This is a genomic window from Bradyrhizobium macuxiense, from assembly GCF_001542415.1.
Taxonomy (GTDB): Bacteria; Pseudomonadota; Alphaproteobacteria; order Rhizobiales; family Xanthobacteraceae; genus Bradyrhizobium; species Bradyrhizobium macuxiense.
Genome location: NZ_LNCU01000098.1, coordinates 159,172 through 180,495, shown reverse-complemented (window position 1 = coordinate 180,495; position 21,324 = coordinate 159,172). Strand labels below are relative to the sequence as shown.

At 62.2% G+C, this 21,324-nt stretch carries 18 protein-coding genes and 1 pseudogene; 18 read left to right on the top strand and 1 reads right to left on the bottom strand.

Annotated features, from left to right (window positions below; all coding sequences use genetic code 11):
* From AS156_RS29985 to AS156_RS29915, 17 genes and pseudogenes are all read left to right on the top strand, one after another.
* Window positions 1-1,015, top strand: a 1,015-nt coding sequence (locus AS156_RS29985) for an IS630 family transposase (protein ID WP_082747544.1), incomplete at its 5' end; no start/stop codon positions are given.
* Between the two features lie 230 nt (window positions 1,016-1,245).
* On the top strand, window positions 1,246-2,298 hold the full coding sequence (locus tag AS156_RS29980; RefSeq protein ID WP_066512349.1) for an NAD(P)-dependent alcohol dehydrogenase: 1,053 nt from the start codon (window positions 1,246-1,248) through the stop codon (window positions 2,296-2,298).
* Between the two features lie 696 nt (window positions 2,299-2,994).
* The gene (locus AS156_RS42440; RefSeq protein WP_136626496.1) at window positions 2,995-3,261 is read left to right on the top strand and encodes a hypothetical protein; all 267 of its coding nucleotides are present in this window, start codon (window positions 2,995-2,997) and stop codon (window positions 3,259-3,261) included.
* Window positions 3,262-3,569: 308 nt separating this feature from the next.
* A complete protein-coding gene (locus AS156_RS29975; RefSeq protein ID WP_066512348.1) occupies window positions 3,570-5,240 on the top strand; it encodes an aromatic/alkene/methane monooxygenase hydroxylase/oxygenase subunit alpha in 1,671 nt (556 codons plus the stop codon).
* A gap of 87 nt (window positions 5,241-5,327) precedes the next feature.
* Window positions 5,328-6,368, top strand: a complete 1,041-nt coding sequence (locus tag AS156_RS29970; protein WP_066512347.1) for a 2Fe-2S iron-sulfur cluster-binding protein — start codon at window positions 5,328-5,330, stop codon at window positions 6,366-6,368.
* Window positions 6,369-6,450: 82 nt separating this feature from the next.
* Window positions 6,451-7,521, top strand: coding sequence for an aromatic/alkene monooxygenase hydroxylase subunit beta (locus tag AS156_RS29965; RefSeq protein ID WP_066512346.1), 1,071 nt, complete (start codon window positions 6,451-6,453; stop codon window positions 7,519-7,521).
* 6 nt (window positions 7,522-7,527) lie between these two features.
* Complete coding sequence (locus AS156_RS29960) at window positions 7,528-7,899, top strand: MmoB/DmpM family protein (protein WP_066512343.1); 372 nt, start codon at window positions 7,528-7,530, stop codon at window positions 7,897-7,899.
* A 119-nt stretch (window positions 7,900-8,018) separates the two neighbouring features.
* Window positions 8,019-9,041 (top strand): amidohydrolase family protein, encoded by a 1,023-nt coding sequence (locus AS156_RS29955; protein ID WP_066512389.1) that lies wholly within the window; start codon window positions 8,019-8,021, stop codon window positions 9,039-9,041.
* A 6-nt stretch (window positions 9,042-9,047) separates the two neighbouring features.
* Window positions 9,048-9,893 (top strand): iron-sulfur cluster assembly protein, encoded by an 846-nt coding sequence (locus AS156_RS29950; protein WP_066512341.1) that lies wholly within the window; start codon window positions 9,048-9,050, stop codon window positions 9,891-9,893.
* Window positions 9,894-9,983: 90 nt separating this feature from the next.
* A complete protein-coding gene (gene groEL, locus AS156_RS29945; RefSeq protein WP_066512340.1) occupies window positions 9,984-11,615 on the top strand; it encodes a molecular chaperone GroEL in 1,632 nt (543 codons plus the stop codon).
* A 314-nt stretch (window positions 11,616-11,929) separates the two neighbouring features.
* The gene (locus tag AS156_RS29940) at window positions 11,930-12,424 is read left to right on the top strand and encodes a hypothetical protein (RefSeq protein WP_066512337.1); all 495 of its coding nucleotides are present in this window, start codon (window positions 11,930-11,932) and stop codon (window positions 12,422-12,424) included.
* 24 nt (window positions 12,425-12,448) lie between these two features.
* Window positions 12,449-13,991 (top strand): annotated as a pseudogene (locus AS156_RS45115) (sigma-54-dependent Fis family transcriptional regulator); the annotation flags it as partial.
* A 1-nt stretch (window position 13,992) separates the two neighbouring features.
* Window positions 13,993-14,581 (top strand): AAA-type ATPase lid domain-containing protein (locus AS156_RS45110; RefSeq protein WP_245313135.1); only part of this gene is annotated, 589 nt, incomplete at its 5' end.
* A gap of 116 nt (window positions 14,582-14,697) precedes the next feature.
* The gene (locus AS156_RS29930; RefSeq protein WP_245313134.1) at window positions 14,698-15,045 is read left to right on the top strand and encodes a hypothetical protein; all 348 of its coding nucleotides are present in this window, start codon (window positions 14,698-14,700) and stop codon (window positions 15,043-15,045) included.
* Entirely contained in the window at window positions 15,042-15,350 is a 309-nt protein-coding gene (locus AS156_RS29925; RefSeq protein WP_066512333.1) for a hypothetical protein, read from the top strand. Before AS156_RS29930 ends, AS156_RS29925 begins: the two co-directional genes overlap by 4 nt.
* A gap of 24 nt (window positions 15,351-15,374) precedes the next feature.
* Window positions 15,375-16,490, top strand: coding sequence for a WD40 repeat domain-containing protein (locus AS156_RS29920; protein WP_066512331.1), 1,116 nt, complete (start codon window positions 15,375-15,377; stop codon window positions 16,488-16,490).
* 51 nt (window positions 16,491-16,541) lie between these two features.
* Complete coding sequence (locus AS156_RS29915) at window positions 16,542-16,727, top strand: hypothetical protein (protein ID WP_066512385.1); 186 nt, start codon at window positions 16,542-16,544, stop codon at window positions 16,725-16,727.
* 327 nt (window positions 16,728-17,054) lie between these two features.
* Here AS156_RS29915 and AS156_RS29910 read toward each other — a convergent pair whose 3' ends face one another.
* Window positions 17,055-17,711, bottom strand: coding sequence for a GntR family transcriptional regulator (locus AS156_RS29910; protein WP_245313133.1), 657 nt, complete (start codon window positions 17,709-17,711; stop codon window positions 17,055-17,057).
* Between the two features lie 170 nt (window positions 17,712-17,881).
* On the opposite strand from AS156_RS29910, the gene AS156_RS29905 reads away from it, so the two are divergent.
* The gene (locus AS156_RS29905; protein WP_066512324.1) at window positions 17,882-21,283 is read left to right on the top strand and encodes a molybdopterin-dependent oxidoreductase; all 3,402 of its coding nucleotides are present in this window, start codon (window positions 17,882-17,884) and stop codon (window positions 21,281-21,283) included.
* Window positions 21,284-21,324: the final 41 nt, after the last annotated feature.

The window sequence follows — 21,324 nt, the reverse complement described above, 5'->3', positions numbered from 1 at the left end:
GCTTGAGGCGTGTTGTCGCTCACCGATGACATTGCAGCGCGATTTGAAGCGGGCGCGGATAGTCCTGTTAGCGGCGGACGGGCGCAGCACCCGGTCGATCGCCAAGGAAGTTGGGGTCCAGCCGCGGATTGTCAGCGTTTGGCGGCATCGCTATGCCGACCAAGGCCTTGAAGGGCTGCAAGACAAGCCGCGGCCCGGCAAGCAGCCGATCTATACGAAGACGACCGACAAGCGGATTCTGAAGCTGCTGGATAAGCCGCCCCCGCAAGGGTTTGCGCGCTGGACCGGCCCTCTGCTGGCCGAGGCGCTAGGCGATGTTGACGTCCAATATGTCTGGCGGTTCCTGCGCAGCCACAAGATTGACCTCGCGGCTCGCAAGTCCTGGTGTGAGAGCAACGACCCGAACTTTACGGCCAAAGCCGCCGATGTCGTTGGCCTTTACGTCGCCCCGCCGGCGAAGGCTATTGTGCTCTGCGTGGACGAGAAGCCCTCGATCCAGGCTTTGGAGCGAGCGCAGGGCTATCTGAAGTTGCCCAATGGCCGCGCCTTGACCGGCCAGAGCCACGATTACAAGCGGCATGGCACCACGACATTGTTTGCAGCGCTCGAAGTCGCCACCGGAAAGATCATCGCTACGCATTCAAAACGCCGTCGCCGTGTCGAGTTTCTCGATTTCATGAACAGCCTCACCGCGGCCTTTCCGGGCCGAAAGCTTCACGTCATCCTCGACAACCTCAACACCCACAAGAAGAATGAGAGCTGGCTCAAGGCCCATCCCAATGTGCAATTCCATTTCACACCGACGAGTGCGTCCTGGCTCAACCAGATCGAGGTATGGTTCTCAATCCTGCAGGGGCAGTCGCTCAGCGGCACCTCCTTCACAAGCCTCAAGCAGCTTCAGGAACACATCGATGCCTACGTCAACGCCTACAACGACAAAGCCGAGCCCTTCGTCTGGACCAAGAAAAAGATCCGTCAACGCCGTTTCAAGGGCCGCCGTATCAATCAACTCTGATTCCGGGTACTAGTCGCATCGCGCCTTGGTCATCTGTCGATGCGCAGATTGCTCTCCGGCCGGTACGAGATTGATCGCACGTCTCCCGTGGTCGGTGGGTGCGGATTTTCGCTTTTCTCAAGCACATGAGCAGTCGCGCTGCGCTGCAATAGCCGGCTCGCTGGCACGAAAAATGCTGAGCCGGCTCGGCTAAGGCGAGCGCGAAGTTCGCTGGGTGTACGGAGGAGAACATGAAGGCGCAAGTGTTGAGAACCTATGATGAGAAGCTCGTCAACGACCGATGGGTCAACGAAGAGAACATGCCGGATCCAAAGCTGGCGAAATCTACTGATGTCATTGTCCGCATTGGCGGAGCCGGCGTATGCAGGACCGACCTTCATATCATCGAGGGCGTATGGAAGCCGCATATGGATCCGACCGGCGACAAGTTGCTTCCGATCATCATGGGGCATGAGAATGCGGGCTGGGTCGAAGAGGTTGGCAAGGAGGTCGAGGGACTGAAGAAGGGCGATCCCGTCATCGTTCACCCGAAGATCACCGGCGGGACCTGTCTTGCCTGCCGCCGTGGCTTCGACATGCACGGTCCAGGCACGTTTCCAGGCCTCGACTGCAACGGCGGTTATGCGGAATTCCTCTGCACCTCGGAACGCAACATCGTGCCGCTGCCGCGGACGCTTGCGCCAAAGGAGGTGGCGCCTTACGCGGATGCGGGACTTACGGCCTATCGCGCGGTAAAAAAAGCCACGCGTCATCTTTTGCCGGGCGAATTCTGCGTCGTTGTCGGTGCGGGTGGACTGGGGCACATTGCAATCCAGTGCCTCAAGGCAATGTGTGCGGCGGACGTTATCGTAGTCGACAAGTCCGAAGCATCACTGAAGCTGGCCGAAAAGTCAGGAGCCGATCACCTGGTGAAGGCTGACGGCGACGAAGTGCAGACCGTTCTCGCCCTGACGGCCGGCAACGGCGCAGAGGCGGTGATCGATTTCGTTGGTGAGAAAGGCACGACGGCCAAGGGTTTGGCGATGACCCGCCCGATGGGCAGCTATTATGTCGTCGGCTACGGCGAGGATATCCGCGTTCCGACCGTTGACATGGTCATTACCGAGAAAAACATCATCGGCAACCTGGTCGGTACATGGGCAGAGTTGACGGAATTGATGGCACTCGCAGATCGAGGATTGGTTGAACTCGCGACCGCCGAATATCGTCTCGCCGACGCCAACAAGGCGCTGCACGATCTCAACGCCGGCAAGATCCATGGACGCGCAGTTTTGATTCCTTGAGACGAAGCGCGTCATCCATCGCGAGTATTCGCTCGCGATGGATTTCCGTGCATCTGGATCATGGTGCAGCGCAAACGCCTATGGAAGAAACGCAACGGCAGGTCGTCACGAGTCTCAATTTGCATCTTTGTCGCAATTTGCGTCGCGAACGCTCTCAAGTCGAGGTTCGCGGTCGCTCGCGGGCGCGGTCATCCGCGAAGCGGTCGAAAGAAATTGAGGGTTATCTGGCACGGCCGTTGCAAATAACGTTGCGGGCAGTTCCGGCGAAGCACGCGCGGACTGGTCGCCGATTGCCGAGCGGCAGCGCATGTCTTCGCATTGAGGGGCGCCATGAGGTTCATCCTGGTCAATGGCCGCACGCTGTCCCGAAGGACATTCTGCATGCTTTGCAGCAGGCCGATCGGTGCGAGCTATCTGAAGGAACTCAGGACCGAGCTGCCGTTCTGCGGTCATGATTGTTACGCGCTTTATTGCGACCGCTGGGTCGCGCGCGTGAGCCACCCGACGTGCTCTACCGTTGCGCCAAATCCCCGGTCGTCCGCGCGAGCAAAAGCGAGTTGCCAGCTTGGTCCACCAAGCGTCGCGGACAAGAAGTCGGTCCGTCGCCCAGTGAAACCGGGTGATCCCTCTTGATCCTGTGAGGCTCCGAACACCGGCGCCGCGTCCAGCGTACACTACGCTGCGGATCCAAGGTTCATGCGTCGTGCGGCGATCGTGTCCGGCGAAGCCCTGCCGGTGTCCCGGGCGCGCCGTTCTCTTGCAGTGCAAATATTGCCGCGCACCCCAGACTTATTCGCTGCTCGCGAATCTCATTCTGCAATTGCAGTCGCAAGGTGCATCTCGCTCAGCCATGGGCGGCGCAAGTCCGACGCCGCCACCGAAACGCATTTCGGCATCAATCTGGCTGGAAACGATCCGGCGAGCTCCTCGAACGAGCTGGCACGCCCATTGCAAAGCTCGTGATCGCATAACAACGCCGACTGCTCCAGCTGGGGCGAGCCGCGAAAAGAACGAGGGAAGGGGATGCTTGGCCGAGGGCGCATCATGTGCGGGATGAAACATTACGATCGTTGGAATGCAGTTCCGATCGGTCCTGATCACCCTTGCAGTGCACCACAGGCATCTCCGAGACCCTTGCCGATATCAAGCGTCCGGCCGTGCGAACGGCCGCGAGGTGGCCCGTAACGCACGGGTAGGCGACGCCCGGTCCATGGAGTCCGGGCAAGCGGAATATCGATGTGGTTTCTGACCCGATCAGGAGGAAAGACTAGATGTCTGGAACGCTAACGCTCAACAAGATCACCGCCCAGCGCGGCATTTCCGTGGGCGAGGCTGCAAAGAAGATTGCAGATCTCGGGTGGAATCCCTCCTACGTCCAGGAGGCGATGACCTTCCCCACCGACTACAAGATCACAAAGGCGCCGAAGGATCCGATGAAGCAGGTCCTTCGTTCCTATTTCCCGATGCAGGAGGAAAAGGACAACCGCGTTTACGGCGCGCTCGATGCCGCGTTGCGCGGCGACATGTTCCGCAACGTCGAGCCGCGCTGGGTCGAATGGATGAAGCTGTTCCTGGCGATCATCCCGTTCCCGGAAATCTCGGCGGCGCGTTCGATGGCCATGGTCGGCCGCCTGGCTCCGGGTGAGGATCTCCGCACCGGCTTCACGATGCAGATGGTCGACGAATTCCGTCACTCGACGATCCAGATGAATCTCAAGAAGTGGTACATGGAGAACTACATCGACCCGGCCGGGTTCGACATCACCGAGGAGGCGTTCGGCAAGTGCTACGCCACCACGATCGGCCGTCAGTTCGGTGAGGGCTTCCTCACGGGCGATGCGATCACTGCGGCGAATATCTACCTGACCGTGGTTGCCGAGACCGCGTTCACCAACACGCTGTTCGTCGCGATGCCGTCGGAAGCCGCCCGCAACGGCGACTACGCGCTGCCGACCGTGTTCCTCTCGGTTCAGTCGGACGAGAGCCGCCATATCGGCAACGGCCACTCGTTGCTGATGTCGATGCTGAAGGAGCCCGAGAATCACCTGCTGCTTGAGCGCGACCTGCGCTACGCCTTCTGGCAGAATCACGCCATCGTCGACGCGGCGATAGGAACGTTTATCGAGTACGGCACCACGAACCGTGACAAGAACAAGGAGTCCTACGCGGAGATGTGGCACCGCTGGATCTTCGAGGACTACTATCGGACCTATATGCTGCCGCTCGAGAAGTACGGCATCAAGATCCACCATGACGACGTCCAGCTCGCCTGGAAGCGCCTGACCGACAAGAAGTACGTGCACAAGGTCGGACAGTTCTTCGCCGTCGGCTGGTCGGCGAACTTCTGGCGCATCGAGGCCCAGACCGAGAAGGACTTCGAGTGGTTCGAGCACAAGTATCCGGGCTGGTATGCCGAGTTCGGCAATTTCTGGAAATGGTACGAGAAGCTGTCGCATCGCGGCCAGACCAACATCCTCTTCAACGGCGACGTCGGTTACGTCTATCCGCATCGTTGCTGGTCGTGCCTGGTGCCCTGCCTGATCCGTGAGGACATCGTCACGGACGAGATCGACGGCAAGCTCCACACCTTCGCCCACGAGCTCGATCGCTGGACGGCGGTCAATGCCTTCGCCGGCGAATACCAGGGTCGTCCGACCCCGGCGATGGGGCGGTTCAGCGGCCGTCGCGAGTGGGAAAGCGTCTACCACAATGTGGATATGGCCGACGCCATCAAGGATCTCGGCTTCGTCCGCACCGACGGCAAGACCTTGGTGGCGCAGCCGCATCTGCGCTTCGACGCGAAGGAGATGTGGACGCTCGACGATGTCCGCGGCCACATCCTCAAGAGTCCGCTAGAGACGCTGCGGGCGATGAGCCCGGCGGATCGTGAAGCGCATCTGGCCGAGTATCGCAAGGGCTTCACCATCAATCCCTGCAACTGAGCCCAACGGAAGGAGCCGGCTCGCGCCGGCTCCTTCCCGATCATCAATCTCCGGAAGAAACGCCAGCCTTGGCTTGAGGAGGCCCATATGGGCGCGCCCGCTAATGTCGTTCGCCTGCAGCCGGTAGGCGTAGAATTCGAGGTGGAGGAGAACGAAACCGTTCTCGACGCCGCATTCCGCCAGGGCATCGCGCTGCCGCATGGATGCAAGGAGGGACAGTGCTCGGCGTGCAAATGCGTTCTTACCGGAGGCGAAGTCGAACTCAAGAAATACTCGACTTTCGCCCTCAACGAGATCGAGCGAGGCCAGGACTACATCCTGCTGTGCCGGACCCTGGCCTATTCGGATCTCGAGGTGGAGCTGCTCAACTATGACGAGGAGCTGCTGTCGAAATCGATCCCGGTCAAGAACTTCACCGGCACGGTCACAAGCGTCTCGGCACTGACCCATGACATCCGGCATCTCGAGATCTCGCTGGAGCAACCTCTGAAGTTCTGGGCGGGTCAATATGCCGACATCACGCTCCCGGGGGCAGAGACGATTACGCGCTCGTTTTCCATGGCAAATTCGCCGGTCGAGGGCCAAAAGCTCGCATTCATCATCAAAAAGTATCCGAACGGACGCTTCTCCTCCCGACTCGACGGAGATCTTGCCATCGGAACCACAGTCGGGATCAAGGGACCTTACGGGACCTGCTTCCGGCGAGAAGGCCGAACCGGAGCGGTGATCCTGGTCGGTGGCGGATCAGGAATGTCGCCGCTGTGGTCGATCCTGCACGATCATCTCGGCTCCGGCGAAGTGCGTCCGGTGCACTTCTTCTACGGCGCCCGGACGCGGAACGACCTGTTCTATCTCGATCGCTTTGCGGAGCTCGCGGCCGAGCATCCGGAATTCAACTTCATTCCGGTGCTCTCCCACGCGGCCGACGACACCGCCTGGGACGGGGCAAAGGGTTTCGTGCACGAAGTTGTCGAAGCACATCTTCGCGACGCCGCGTACGGCGAAGACGTCGACGTCTATGCCTGCGGACCGTCGCCGATGATCGAGGCGCTGACGCCGGTGCTGCATATGAACGACGTCGCCTCAGACCGCATCTTCTTCGACAAGTTCACGCCAGCAAGCAACTAAGAGCCCAACAGCCCGAGCCTTTCCAGGAGTTCCAAGTGCCGATCCAGCCAAATGCAAAGCCAGCAATGGGAGGAATAAGACCATGACTGCCGTTCCAAATGTTTCAGTGGGATCCGGTGCAGCAGGTGCTGCGATATTTCCGGACTCGGACAGCCGCAGATACCGGTATTTCGAGCCGCGCGCCAAGCGGGCCACGCACTATGAGGACGTGACCGTCGACGTGCAGCCCGATCCGGAACGCTATCTGTTGCAGAACTGGATCATCGCCTTCCCCAACGGGAAGGGAGCCTATTACAAGGACGCCACGGCGGCGATGAGCTCGAACTGGCATGCGTTCCGCGCTCCCGACCAGGAGTGGGAGCGGACCCACTATCAGCGTCAGTCCAAGATCGAAGGCATGGTTCAATCGGTGATCGCCAACGGCCGCAAGTCCGGGGCGCCGAAGGCATTCGACAAGTCGTGGGTCAAGATCCTACAGACCCACCTTGGTGCGTGGAAGCACGCCGAGTTCGGCCTCGGTACGTCGCTGATGCAGGCGCAGCGCTACGGCTACACCCAGATGATCAACAACGCGACGCTGACGAACTCGTCGTACAAGCTACGCCTTGCGCAGGACATCACGTTGTATCTCGCCGAGATCGGCATGGATATCCCGGGTTTCGACGACAACGCGGGCAAGCACGCCTGGCTCGAAGACAAGGGCTGGCAGGGCACAAGGGAAGCGATCGAAGCGATCATGGGATCAGGCGACTATCTCGAGCAGTACTTCGCCACCAACATCGTGTTCGAGCCACTGGTCGGCGAATTGTTCCGCAGCAAATTCCTGATGCAGGTGGCTTCGCCGAACGGCGACTTCATCACACCGTCGGTCATATCGGCGGCAGAGGCCGACTACGAGCGCAATCTCGCGAACGCGATCGACCTGATGCATCTGCTCGTGACCGACAACCAGCACGCGGCCGACAACAAGAAGCTGTTCCAGGGCTGGGTGACCAAGCATGTGGCGTTCGCCAACAAGGCGGCGGCAGGCTTGCAGCCGATCTGGTCGCAGCCGCACTCGAAGCCGGTACAGTACGCCGACGCCCGCGCGCAGTCGGTCGAACGCATCAAGAAGATTCTCGGCGAGCTCGGTCTCGTCCTTCCCAAGGAGTAGATTGCAATGTCCGTTGCTTCCAGAAGTGCGACCAATCAGAACATTTTTCAGAAGATGGGTGACCTCGTCTTCAAGCAGACGATCTCGCATCAGTGCGGGGTGACCATGAACGACAGCGTGGAAGCCCGCGCGATCGCCGAGTTCATGGGCAAGAAGCCCGGCGTCATCGTGACCTATCAGCCGGCTCTGATCCGCATCGACGGCGAGGGCAAGCTGGTCTTCAAGATGGACGAGATCAGCGAGATTCTCGGCAAGGACATGACCGCCGAGATCTTCGAAGTGAATACCTCGACCCATTACGGGCGCATGGTGCGCATCGACGACAATACGGTGACGCTGTTCGGCAACATGGACGAGGTGCTCGAATTCATCGAGTGAGGCGACCTGACGCAGTGGAGCCGCGGTGAGGCGGCTCCACGACTTCTCAGGAGTGCTTTCGCGCAGGCGCGGCGCGTTGATTGATCGAACAAAGCCAACAAGGACGCTTGGAGACCATCATGTTCATAACTCCCACCGGCGAGGAAATTTTCGTTGTCGACGGTCATACCCACTTCTGGGACGGCAGTCCGGCCAATCAGCTCAATATTCACGGTAAGCAGTTCATCGATTGCTTCTACGCCTACCACAGCTCGCTCAGTCCGAAGGACAAGCTCTGGCCCAAGGACCAGTTCGAGAAATACAGTGCCGAGCAGATGTATCAGGATCTCTTTGTCGATGGACCCGACGACATGGCGATCGTGCAGTCGACCTATCTGACCGAATTCTACAAGAACGGCTTCAACACGATCGACCGCAATGCCGAGATGGCGAAGAAATACAAGGATCGCTTCATCGTGAACGGCGCCTTCGATCCGCGCGATGGCGAGCGAGCGCTCGAATACATTCACTACATGAAGGAGACGTTCGGCATCAAGGGCGTCAAGCTCTACACGGCCGAGTGGAAGGGAGACTCGCGCGGCTGGAAGCTGACTGACCCCAACGCCTATCGCTGCTTCGAGCTCTGCGCGAAGCTCGGTATCACCAACATCCACGTCCACAAGGGGCCGACCATCATTCCGCTGGACAAGGACGCGTTCGATGTTCATGACGTCGATCACGCGGCGACCGACTTCCAGGGCCTGAACTTCATCATCGAGCATTGCGGCCTGCCCAGGCTCGACGATTTCTGCTGGATCGCCGTGCAGGAGACCAACGTCTTTGGCGGTCTTGCGGTGGCGCTGCCTTTCATCCATGGGCGTCCGCGGTACTTCGCCGAAGTGATCAGCGAATTGCTGTTCTGGGTGGGCGAGGACAAGCTGCTTTTCGGCAGCGACTACGCGATCTGGACGCCGCGCTGGCTGGTGGAGAAGTTCTGGAACTTCGAGCTGCCCGAGGATCTGAAGCAGGAGCACGGGGTCGACCTGACGCCACAGGCCAAGAAGAAGATCCTGGGTCTCAATGCCGCCCGCCTCTACGGCGTGGACGTCGAAGCCCAGAAAGCCAAGCTGGCGAAAGCGCCTCACCCGATCGCAGCGGGCTGACGACACATGGGCGCGCCGCTCCTGGAGCATGACCGGAAGGCCAGCGAGGTATGGAAATGCCTCGCGTCGGTGACCGACCCCGAACTCGACGAGGCCGTGACCGAGCTCGGATTCATCGAGCACGTGACTGTAGATGATAACGATGGAGTCGACATCGTCTTCCGGTTGCCGACTTACTGGTGTTCGGCGAACTTCGCATTTCTCATGGCCGACGACATGCGCAAGGCGGTGTCGTCGCTGCCGTGGGTTCGCGAGGCACGGCCGCGGCTTCGCGATCATATGGTCGCTGAGGAGATCAACCGGGGTGTCCGCGAGGGCAAGCCGTTCGGTGAGGCGCTCAAGGATTTTGCACCCGGCGGATCGCTCGATGAGCTGCGGGAGAAATTCCACCGCAAGGCGTTCGAACGGCGCCAGGAGTTCATGATACTTGCGTTGCGTGGCGTCGGTTTTGAGGATCCGGCGATCTGCCGGATGGATCTGCGCAGCTTCGATGACATCGACTTCGATGCGGAGGAAGTTGCACGGCAGAAGGCCCGGTACCGGCAAATTTTGGCTGAGCGGGATTTAGGCGCTCTCCCCGGTGACCGTGCGTTCGTTACTTACGAAGGGCGTCCCATCAGGCCGCACGAAATGACACCATATTTGCAGCGGTTGCGCGGCGTGCGGATCAATATGGAGTTCAACAGCGCGCTGTGTCGGGGGCTGCTGGCCGCCCGCAACGGCGAGCCCGATGTGGACAAGGCCGGAGGCGCGTCCCGCGCCTCGTGCGCAGCCTGCGGCAGCGGCTGTGCCGGACAGTCTGTCGCCTTGCCGGTCGTGAGCGCGGAGAAGCATAGCATCGTGCCCTCGTGAGGCCACCCAGCGACCGCGAGAGCGAACAGCCGGAGCGGTCAGCAAGTCCGCCCAACGAAACGAGACAGGATTGTCTGGGGAGTGAAGCCAATGCCGAAGATTCTGTTGCATGACATCGAAGCCCGCCGCGCTCTTGCACGGGGCGTCCAGAAGCTTGCCGCTGCGGTCGAAACCACGCTCGGCCCGAAAGGCATGAACGCGATGGTCGACCGGCCGATCGGTACGCCGATCGTGTCCCGCGATGGCGTCACCATCGCCTCCGAGATCGAGCTGCCTGATCGCTTCGAAAACATGGGTGCGCAGGTTGTCCGTGAGGTCTCGATGCAGACCAACGAAGTCGCCGGCGACGGCACGACGACGGCGATGGTGCTCGCAAACGGTTTGATCCAGGGTGGCGTCGCAGCCCTCGAGCGCGGCGCCAAGGCCGTGGATCTCTGCAAGGGTATCGATCGCGCCGTCGAGGTCGTCGTCGAGATCCTGAAGGGTTCGGCAGTCGCGGTATCGGATCGCAAGACGCTGCAGGCTGTGGCGACGATTGCATCCACTGACGCCCATCTGGGTGGTCTGATTGCCGAGGCGGTGGAGCGGGTCGGCAAGGACGGCATCATCAGTTCCGATTATGGCCTGACGACGAAGACGACGCTTGAGGTCGTGGAAGGCATGTCCTTCGACCGCGGCTACATCTCCCACCATATGGTGACGGATGTCGAGAAGATGGAGGTGGTGCTCGATCAGCCCTACATCCTTCTGACCGACCTGAAGATCAAGACGCCGGGCGAGCTGTCCGCGATACGCGCTGTGGTCGCTCCCAGCGGACGGCCGCTTGTCATCGTCGCCGAGGAGATCGCGCCGGAGGTCGTGCCTACGCTGCTTGGCGACGGCAATCGCGGCAAGGTCCTGGTGGTCAATCCGCCGGACTATGGTCATTGGCGCAAGGCGATGATGGACGATCTCGCCATCATTACCGGTGGACGCGTGATTGCCCGCGAACTCGGCGGCAGACTGGAGGAGGCGGGGCTCTCCGATCTCGGGACGGCGCGCCAGGTACGGGCCAGTGCGCACGAGACGGTGGTCATACGCGGCGGCGGTGACAACGCGGCGATCGCCGCGCGGCGCCAGCAGGTCGCCAAGCAGCACGAGGTGGCACCGCCGAACATCGAACAGGACAAGCTCAAGGAGCGCTTGGCGAAGCTTTCAGGCGGCACTGCCGTGATCTTCGCGGGTGGCGTCACACCGGTCGAGCAAAAGCGCACGATCCAGCTGATCGACGATGCGCTGAGCGCCGCGCGGGCCGCCGCCGAGGAGGGCATCGTGCCCGGTGGCGGCACCGCATTGGCGCAGTGTGCGCCGATCGTCGCGCGCGCCCTGGGCAACATCAATGGAGACCTCGGTGAGGGCATCAAGCTGGTGCGCGAGACCCTGTCCCGTCCTGCTGCCTTCATTGCGCGGAACGCCGGCCATGATGCGGACAGCGTCATTGCCGAGTTGCAGCGCGCGCCGGCGGGCGTCGGATTCGATGCAGCGAACGGCCAGTTCATCAACATGATCTCCGCCGGCATCGTTGACCCGGTTCGGGTGACATACACGGCGCTGCGCAATGCGGCGTCGGTCGCCACGCTGGTGCTGACGACCAACACGTTGGTCGCCGACGCGCCGGATTACATCGATCCAACACAGGGACCGGCACTGGGGGGGGGCGCGGAGAAGCTTGGTCGGGCGTGAGGCATCCGGATAGCGGTGCGTGTTCCGTTGCGTTCGCTTGGAGACCGGGGAAGTTGCGGACGGATGGTCCGCCGCAGCGGTCAGGTAGATACGAGAGAGAAGTTATTGGGAAGTACATTGCCGAGTTTATCGTCGCGGTCATGCCTTCAAGGTCGGGGCGACACGCTTGACGGCGACGACGGCGTAGGCTTCGAGCAGATGATTGGACGGTGACAACGATCGAGAACGAGCTACAATCTTGCAGACTCCGCGCTACAGAGGCCGATTGCAACAAGCCTTCACAGTGAACGGAGCGGGTCGGAGGAGGAAACAACGTGGTCTATATCATCTCCAAGCGCGATGGTCCGCACCGCGAGCAGGTGGCGGCGAAGGACTTCATTCAAAAGAACCGCAGCAAGATTGACGCGGTCGCCAACCATCTGACGGGCGGTCGCTGGCAGCAGCTGCGAAATCCCACGCCTCCTCAGCAGCCACAGCCATCCGGAAAACTCTGGTCCACGCCGTCGGCCGCGCCGAAAGAAGCCGAACCCTATGTGCGGATCAGCCTCAACGGCCGTGTCGTGATCGCTGATCTCGCGTCCGGCCGGCAGCTGCATTTCATCGGGGAGCTGAAGGGCAAGGGCCAATCGCGATGCCTCGCTTTGGCGACGCGCTCGAACGGCATCTTCGAGCCGATGGACGAGGACATGTACAAGGCTCTTGTTGATCTCGAGGGGGCGAGTGTGTGCGACGAGGCCGACGAGGAGCGACTTGAACGGATCATCGCAGGCCGCCTCGGGTTGAACGCGATCGCCAAGAGCGTCGAATGATCGCCGAGGGTCGGGCCTGCCGGGATGACGATCCCGGCCAGGTCTGCTCGGTCGTTTCTGCCCATCGGGTGTGCTGTTTGCCAACGTGAGTATGGTGCTCCAATGCTGACGGAAACGTTCATGGCCAAGCCGCCGTTTTCCCTGGAAGGCTACAAAGCCCCGGACGCCACGGAAGGGGAACAAGGGCGGCCGTATGATGAGAGCGAAACCAACAGGGCGTGGGAAGACTTTCTGACGTTTGGAGACCTCAGGCGCAAGAATGCGCCGGTCCGGGGGATCATCGAGGCCTCCTGGCAGCGTAGTGTCGAGTCCGGAGTCAATGCGCGTGGCAAGGGCAGCAATCTGGTCGCTTCTCCGGACGATCTGTATGAGTTGCGTCTGAAGAATGATGACCTGCTCGGTTCGAGCGCCGAGACCTTCCGCCGTGTGGCGGCGGTGCTTGGCGACGCGGCCACGATGTTGATCATCACCGACAAGAACGCCGTCGTGCTGGAAGTGGGCGGCGATCAACGGACGATCGATGCAGGACACGATATTCGCCTCGAAGTCGGCGCGGCCTGGAGCGAGACGATAACCGGCACCAACGGCATCGGTACTGCGCTCGTCACAGGAAGGCCGGTGCATGTCCATGCCGCCGAGCACTTCTCCGAGGGCATCAAGGCATGGACCTGTGTCGGGAGCCCGATTCGCAGCCCGATCGACGGCAGCATCATCGGCATCGTGGATTTCTCCGGACCGCAGGCGATCTTTCACCGGCACAACGTCGCGCTGGCGGTCATCGCGGCCAACCACATCGAGCTGGCGCTCTCGGAAAAGATTCGCATCGAGCGAATGCGGCTTCTCGAAGCGAGCATCTCGCGCATGCCGGGAATGAACAGTGCTGATGGCGTCGTCATTCTCGATCGGTTCGGCAGGGTCGTTCATCACAACGAGATGGCGTCGAATCGCTTGCGACGGATTGCGCAGTCGCAGGACTTGAGTATCGGAATGCAGCTGCTTCCAAGCAGCGAAGGTGTCCTGGCCGCAGACCTCGTCAGGGGGCTGCCGGAGGGATTGCGCGAGCAACGGATCGAGCCGCTGGTGATCGACGGTGCCGTGAAGGGCGCGATGCTGGTGCTTGCGTCGAAGCCACGTGTAAATCTGACCGAATCCCGGATGGCGCCGACGGCCTCCGCGGCACTCTTATCCGCCAAGGAGGCGGTGATCGGCTGCAGTGAAGTCCTGCTTCAGGCGGTCGAGAAGGTCGAGCGAGCTGCACTCGGACGGTCGGCGATCCTGCTCGAAGGCGAGACCGGGGTCGGCAAGGAGCTTTTCGCTCGTCTTGTTCACGCGGCCGGTCAAAAGACCGGCAAGGAACCCTTCGTTGCGTTCAATTGCGGTGCGGTCTCCAAGGAGCTTCTCGGTGGCGAGCTGTTCGGCCATGCTCCCGGCGCCTTCACCGGTGCCACGCGTGAAGGGAAGCCTGGACGATTTGAACTGGCCCACGGCGGCGTGCTGAGCCTCGACGAGATTGGCGAACTGCCGCTGGATCTCCAGCCGTATCTGCTCCGCGTGCTTGAGGAGCGGGNCCGGCTCGGCGACAGCAAACCGCGTCCGGTTGACGTCCGGCTTGTCGCATCGACCAATCGGAATCTGAAGCAGGAGGTAGCGGAAGGACGGTTCCGCAAGGACCTGTATTTCAGGGTTGGTGTCGTCAAGATCACGATCCCGCCGCTGCGCGATCGTACCGGCGACATCGAGATATTGATCGATCACTTCAGTCGACACTTCGCGACAACTTACAGCACCCAACCGCCTCGTTTCGAGGCCACCACGATGGAACTGCTGCGGCACTATTCGTGGCCGGGCAACGTTCGAGAATTGCGCAATCTCATCGAGCACCTGGTCTTGATGACGCTCACCGGCATCGTGACACCGAGGGACTTGCCGGAGGATTTCCTGGAAGTGGCCGTCCCGTCGCATGCTGTGTCACAGCCTACGGATCATCGGCCAACATCGGATAGCGAAGAGATAGCGCGGTTCGACGAGATGGAGCGTCGTGCCATCGAGAGGGCCGTCGCGAACGCCGGCGGAAATATTGCCGCCGCCGCCGAAAAGCTCGGGCTTTCGCGCGCCACGCTGTATCGCAAACTCCACCAATATCGCTCCCGGACCTGAGGACAGGATCAGGTATGGCGAATGTCTGGAATGAGCCGAGGGGGGAAGAAGGGCCGTCTGCCGCAGCGACGCTGGCGACGCAGCTGCTAGAGCGCGCTGATCGTGACGTCACCTTCATGGTGCATCTGGTCGGCGAAAGCCGCGATTTGCTGACCAGACATTTTGTGGGCTTCATCGAGACCGAGCTCGCAAGGCGAGGCATCAACTATGGTGCCCATCCGCTGTTGCGTCCTTTTATCGAAATGCATGCACGCGAGCTGACGGACTTCGTGTTGCATGGAATCGGGCTGCGGCATCAGTTCGGCCTGCAGGCCCTCGAGACGATGGCCGGCGATCCGGCGCGGCTGCTGCGGGTCGATCTGTGGGATTCGCTGCAGTCCCACATCAGCGATGCGCAACAGCACTTCGTATCCGATGTCAGTGGCCTGCAGCGTATCCTGGCCCAGATCGAGGCTGATGCATGAGTGACGCCGGCCCGACCATTGTCGAGATGTTGAACCTGCGTCTACAGGTTGTTCAGCAGATATCGGCAGTCCAGTCGCGCAATTTGCACAATCGCCAGCTTGGCGGTGGCGCCGAATTCGAGCTTCACCGGATCGAGCTGGAGATTGCGGCAACCGGCAACGCGCAAGCGGTCGCCGGCGCACTTGAGGACGCACGCGAGCGCTTGCAGAGAGCAAATGCCGAAATCGCGGCTTGCGATGCGCTGTGCGCCGAGTTGGAGGGACGTCTTGAGGAACTGGACAGGTGCATTGCCGCCAGCAGGTAAGTTGATCGTAATGTGAGGCGACCGATGGACATGATCGAAGCAGAGACCGCCACACTCTACGAACTGCTTGGGCGGCATTGGACGATAGGGGCACCCGTGATCGATGCCATGTTCGATCCCGCGGGAGATGGGATTGCGTTCGCGCTCGCCGATGGTGGGCTGGCGATTGCGCCGCTCAAGGACCCTGAGCCGCCGCAGGATCGTTGTCGTGTTGCGCTCGACGAGGGTCGTATGACGATTTCACCGCGACGGAAACCGGTGCCGCCCTTGATGCAAGTGACCATCGGCGATGCTCCGCTTCAGCTCGGCTCCCTTGGGACGTCGGGCTTCGTGGCAGGCGAGGGGGACCGGTTGCTGGAGGTGTCGGCATCCGGCGTCACGCGCGTCGCCGCCAATCACGGAGCCGCCATCGATCTCCTCGCCGCGGTCCCGGATGGTGGCGTACTCGCAGCTTCCGACGGAACGGTCATATTCTATCGCGCCGATGGCGATGTCGGCTGGCTTCAGCAGCGCGCAGGAGGCCGTGCCTCCGCAATGACCGTGTCGCCGGATGGCCGGCGGTTTGCGATGGGAACCGCTGGGGGTCTGCTGGTTCGCGCTTTCGGGGCACGGCCCGATCCCGTCGCCTCCTATGTGTTGGGTTCGGTCTCCGCCTTGTCGTGGAGTCCCGACGGGAGCTGGTTGGCCGCTTCCATTGCGGAAACGGGTATTGCCTTGGTGCGCCTCGCGGACTCGCGGACTGTCCGTATTGCCAACTATCCTGCAGATGTCACTTCGCTCTCGTGGAGTGCGGACTCCCGTATCCTCTTGACCAGCGGAGCCCACAGGATCGTCGCCTGGGACGTCTCCAGCCTCGATGCGGGAAGCGAACGGCCGACGAGTGTCGTCACCGGCCACGCCGGATTTGTCCTCGTCGAGACGGTAGCGATGCACCCGGAGCGCCCTCTGGTCGCGGCAGGCTACGACGACGGCAGGCTTGTTGTTGCCAAGATCGGGCAAGGCGACGAGCTGATCGTCAAATCGCCCGGCCGCGGCGCGGTGCAGGTCCTCCGATGGTCTCGCGACGGCCAGCATCTTGCAGTTGGAACACGCGACGGGGAGGCGGCCATCGTGACGTTCCCACCACACATTTTCAAATAGCCGCGAGCCGAAAAGGCCGAGCGGCTTGGCGCGATGATCAGGAGGAAATTCATGACAGCGACCCAGGTGCCAAACGAAGCCGAAAGCAAGGATCAGTTCTTCCAGGAGCTCGCGGAGCTGTCCGAGCGCATGATCGCAGCGCATGGTAAGGAATTCTCGATGGGCGCATTGGTGCTGGCCGCGAGGTTCATTGCCGAAAACAGACCATTCGAGCAAACAGTACCGGCAACACAGTGAGGCCTCTTCCCGACGAAGAACCAGCCCTCCTGCACAGATCGATAAACGTCCTGACCACTCGGATAGGCAGCGCAGCGAGCGAAGCACATGATCTGCGACGAATGCCCATTTTCAGCCGGATAAGCGCGGCCGTGCGACCGGTAAGTCATTGATTGTGCTTGACCCGTGGCTGACTCTTAATCAGCGGGTCCCAGGTTCGAGCCCTGGTGCGCCCACCACTCGTAAGGATAGGCCCGTCCGGGCCTTTTTCATTTCCGGCAGAAGTCCACCCAAGGTCCGGCCGCGGCAGACGCGCATTAGTCCCGTGCGATCTGGCACGCCGCTGCGTCAGCTGCGCGCCTGGCGCGACAATGGTTCGCGGGCGTATTCCTTCGAGCGCAGCAGCGCGTCGACGAAGATCGGCTCCCAGGAGCGGATGTGGCTCCTCAGCAAGGTCGTCAGCGCCTCGGTCGCGCCGGCCAGCGCGAGCTCGATCAGCCGATAGTGTTCGGGGACCGACGCCTGCTGCCGCTCCAGGCCCGCGCGTGAGCGGATGCCGTAGAGGCGCATCTTGTCGCGCAGGCCCATCACGGTCTCGGTCAGCAATTCATTGCCGGCGGCCGCGACGAACTCCCGGTGATAATTGCGGTCGGCTTCCAGGTAGAGCTGCACGTCGTCGCTCTCGACAGCCCTTGCGATCTGGTCGGCCCAGTTGCGCACGACAGGTAGATCCTGCGGGGGATTCGCGGCGACCAAAGCGGCCGCATGCAGCTCAAGCACGTCGCGCATGTCGAACAGGTTGCGCAGCTCGGTCAGCGACGGCTCCACCACCTTGAACCCGCGGTTACGCATCGGCTCGACCAATCCGCCGCGGCTCAGCTCCAGCAGCGCCTCCCGCACCGGAGTGGAGGAGACACCCAGGCTCGCCGCCAGACTTGGGACAGAATACATCGTGCCGGGAAGACTTTGCCCGGAAATGATCTCGGCGCGCACGCGCTGCAGCACCTGCTCTCGCAAATTCTGGTCCATGGGTGGTCGCGACCGCCTCTCGTTGGGAACTCCGATTCGGCCCTGATTATTACTTGGTCTTGACGGAATTAGTAGTGTGTGACGTAAATGTGTAACGCACTATAAAGACGCACTACCATGGACCCAGGCTGGATTGCGAGATCAAGGTGAAACAGCGGCTGCCCGGCTATTGCACGCTTTGTCGTTCGCGCTGCGGTGCAGTCACCGTGGTCGAGGACGGGCGTCTCATCGGTGTGGAAGTATTGAATAACCATCCGACCGGTGGCGCGCTTTGTGCGAAGGGACGTGCAGCGCCGGAAATCGTCGCCAGCCCGCGTCGCCTGAACGTGCCGCTCAAGCGCACTAACCCGCGCGATGCCGCCGATCCTGGCTGGGTCGAGGTGTCCTGGGACGAGGCGCTGACAGAGATCGCCAATCGGCTTGGCGCGATCCGCTCCGAGAGCGGTGCCGAGGCCGTGGCCTTTGGGGTCACGACGCCGAGCGGCACGCCGATGGTCGATAGCTTCGAGTGGGTCGAGCGCTTCATCCGCGGCTTCGGCAGTCCCAATTTGATCTACGCGGTCGAGGTGTGCGGTTGGCACAAGGACTATGCCCACGCTCTGACGTTCGGCCGGGGCATCGGCTTTCCCGACTACGACAATGCCGACGCAATTGTGTTGTGGGGCCACAATCCGGCCCGCACCTGGCTCGCCCAGGCGACGCGGATCGCCGACGCGCGGGGGCGCGGCGCCAAGGTCGTGGTCGTCGATCCCAAGCCAAACGGATCGGGGCAGCAGGCGGGTCTTTGGCTGCGTATCCGCCCCGGCGCCGATGCTGCGCTGGCGCTGGGTGCGATCCGTCATCTCATTGCGACCGGCAATTACGATGCGGAGTTCGTCAACGCGTGGACCAACGGACCGCTGCTGGTCGATCGCGCGACGGGTCGTTTTCTCCGCGCCGACGCGCTGTGGACGCATGGCGCGCCGGAAAGCTTCGTTCGTCTCGACGCAAATGGTTCGCCGACGTCTTGCGATACCCGTTACGCACAGGCGCCGCCCGGCCAGCTTCGCGGTACGCTATCCATCCGCGCGCGCGACGGCCGGTTGATCTCGGCGGCGACGGCGTTCGAACTGCTGGCCGCGAGGGTTGCTGATTACACGCCAGCGCGCGTCGCCGAATTGACGTGGCTGCGCGTCGAGGACATCGAAGCGTTCAATGCGCTGTTCGCCAAGCGGCCACGCCTCGCCTACCATTCCTGGACCGGCGTCGGCCAGCATACCAACGCGACCGCGATCGAGCGTGCGATCGCGACGCTCTATGCGTTGACGGGCGCCTGCGATCGGCCCGGCGGCAATCGCTGGCCGGTGCCGCCGCCGACCCGCGCACTGAACGATTACAACATCCTGCCGCCGGAGCAGCAGGCCAAGGCGCTTGGTCTCGCCGAACTGCCGCTCGGCCCGCCGGCAAAAGGATGGATCACGGCGCGGGATTTCAGCCGGGCCGTGCTCGACGGCGAACCCTATCGGGTGCGCGCGCTGGTCGCCTTCGGCACCAATTTCGTCGTCTCGCAGGGGCATTCGGAACGAAACCGCGAGGCGCTGAATGCGCTCGAATTCCAGGTTCATATCGACATGTTCATGAACCCAACCGCGGAAAGCGCCGACTTCGTGCTGCCGGCCAGCACGCCGTGGGAGCGCGATGCGCTCAAGATCGGTTTCGAGATCACGCAGGCGGCCGTCGAAACCGTGCAGTTTCGTCCTCGCATGGTCGAACCGGCCGGCGACGTGAAGGCGGATTACGAGATCGCCGCGGCGCTCGCGCTCAAGCTTGGAATGGATGAATTGTTCTTCGGCGGCGACGTCAAGGCGGGCTGGAATTACCAGTTGGCGCCGCTCGGCGTTGACGTCGATGCGTTGCGCAACCATCCCGAAGGACGTCGCTTCCCGCAAAGCTTCCGCGACGAGAAATACACGACGGTGCGCGAAGATGGAACGCTGACCGGCTTCGCGACGCCGACGCGCCGCGTCGAACTCTATTCGGAGCTGATGCTGGGACACGGCTACGATCCGTTGCCCGATCATGTCGAGCCTGTTGGGAGTCCGTTCGCGCCGGCCGCCGACGAACGGTTTCCGTTCGTGCTCACCACCGCCAAGAGCGGCTGGTTCATTCACACCTCGTATCGGCATGTCGCCTCGCTGCGGCGGAAGTCGCCTGATCCTGCGGTCGAGATCAGCTCGCTTCTCGCCGCGCGACGCGGGCTTGCGGAAGGCGACTGGGCCGTGGTGGAGACGCGCGGCGGCGAGGTGCGGTTGAAGGTCCGCCTCAACGCAGCGCTCGACGAGCGCGTTGTCGTTGCCGAATTCGGCTGGTGGGAGGACTGTCCGCCGCTTGGCCGCGATCGTTCCGCGCCGACCGGCGATCGCACGCGCAACATCAACGCGGTGCTGCATGATGACGCGCGCGATCCGGTCAGCGGCTCGGTTCCGTTGCGTGCGACGGTCTGCGACATCAGGCGCGATGCGGTCGCAAGCCGCGGCGTGTGGAGCGGCCGGCGGCGGTTCGTGGTCGGTGCGCGGCGCGCCGAGGCCGACAATGTCGTGGCGTTCGACCTGTCGCCACATGATGGCGGCCCGTTGCCGGACTTTGTGCCGGGGCAGCACGTCATGACTTGGCTGCCCACCTCTCCGGAAGGACGAGCTTATTCGCTGACCGGATCGGGTGATGCGCCTCACGTTCTTTCGATCGCGGTGAAGGGACGATTCTTCGACGAAGCACGGAGCAGCGAGGCGCCGTTCTTCATGCCGGATCGTCTGCACGGTCTCGCTATCGGGGACGAAGTGGCGCTGGAGCCTCCGGGTGGCGTATTCACGCCGCCGCTGAAGGGACCGCGTCCTCTGATCTTCCTCGCGGCTGGTATCGGCATCACGCCGTTCATGAGCCATCTGGAGACGCTCCAGCGCATTGCGCCGGATGATCGTGCTCTCGAAATTCTGCTGCTCCACGGCTGCCGCAGCAGCCGGGAGCATCCCTTCGCACGGCGGCTCGCGGAGCTGGAAGCCCGCACACCACAGCTGACCCGCGTGACCTTCTATTCCGCACCGCTGGCGCAGGATGCGGTCGGCCACGATTCGTTGCGCAAGGGGCGCCTTGATCCCGAGCTGATGAAGCGGCTCTCGGCACGTCGTCCGCTTGTCTATATCTGCGGTTCGCCGGATTTCGTAGCGGCTCAGATCGAGTCTGCCGCGGCGCTCGGCGTGCCGCGCTTCGACATCTTCGCCGAAAGCTTTTTATCGCCGCCGACGGTCCCGAGCGACCTCGTCCCGCGCACCATCCGCCTTGCACACAGCGAGCAGAGTTTTTCGTGGGGGCCGGAGCAGGGGACACTGCTCGACGCCGCCAGTGCGGCCGGCATCGCGCTGCCGAGCGGCTGCCGCGTCGGGCAATGCGAAAGCTGCGTCGTGCAGGTCGTCCACGGACAATTCACCCATCTCGGTCCCGTCGACGGCAGCGATGGGCAATGCCTCGCCTGCCAGGCGGTACCGCTGACCGATCTCACGCTCGCGCTGTGACCATCAATTCAGGACGCAAGGCCGTAACCGCATCATCGGAA

Bases quoted from the DNA above. Each gene is read 5' to 3' on its own strand.
- AS156_RS29980 (WP_066512349.1), top strand. From the start codon at position 1,246: ATGAAGGCGCAAGTGTTGAGAACCTATGATGAGAAGCTCGTCAACGAC.
- AS156_RS42440 (WP_136626496.1), top strand. From the start codon at position 2,995: ATGCGTCGTGCGGCGATCGTGTCCGGCGAAGCCCTGCCGGTGTCCCGG.
- AS156_RS29975 (WP_066512348.1), top strand. From the start codon at position 3,570: ATGTCTGGAACGCTAACGCTCAACAAGATCACCGCCCAGCGCGGCATT.
- AS156_RS29970 (WP_066512347.1), top strand. From the start codon at position 5,328: ATGGGCGCGCCCGCTAATGTCGTTCGCCTGCAGCCGGTAGGCGTAGAA.
- AS156_RS29965 (WP_066512346.1), top strand. From the start codon at position 6,451: ATGACTGCCGTTCCAAATGTTTCAGTGGGATCCGGTGCAGCAGGTGCT.
- AS156_RS29960 (WP_066512343.1), top strand. From the start codon at position 7,528: ATGTCCGTTGCTTCCAGAAGTGCGACCAATCAGAACATTTTTCAGAAG.
- AS156_RS29955 (WP_066512389.1), top strand. From the start codon at position 8,019: ATGTTCATAACTCCCACCGGCGAGGAAATTTTCGTTGTCGACGGTCAT.
- AS156_RS29950 (WP_066512341.1), top strand. From the start codon at position 9,048: ATGGGCGCGCCGCTCCTGGAGCATGACCGGAAGGCCAGCGAGGTATGG.
- groEL (WP_066512340.1), top strand. From the start codon at position 9,984: ATGCCGAAGATTCTGTTGCATGACATCGAAGCCCGCCGCGCTCTTGCA.
- AS156_RS29930 (WP_245313134.1), top strand. From the start codon at position 14,698: ATGGTGCATCTGGTCGGCGAAAGCCGCGATTTGCTGACCAGACATTTT.
- AS156_RS29925 (WP_066512333.1), top strand. From the start codon at position 15,042: ATGAGTGACGCCGGCCCGACCATTGTCGAGATGTTGAACCTGCGTCTA.
- AS156_RS29920 (WP_066512331.1), top strand. From the start codon at position 15,375: ATGGACATGATCGAAGCAGAGACCGCCACACTCTACGAACTGCTTGGG.
- AS156_RS29915 (WP_066512385.1), top strand. From the start codon at position 16,542: ATGACAGCGACCCAGGTGCCAAACGAAGCCGAAAGCAAGGATCAGTTC.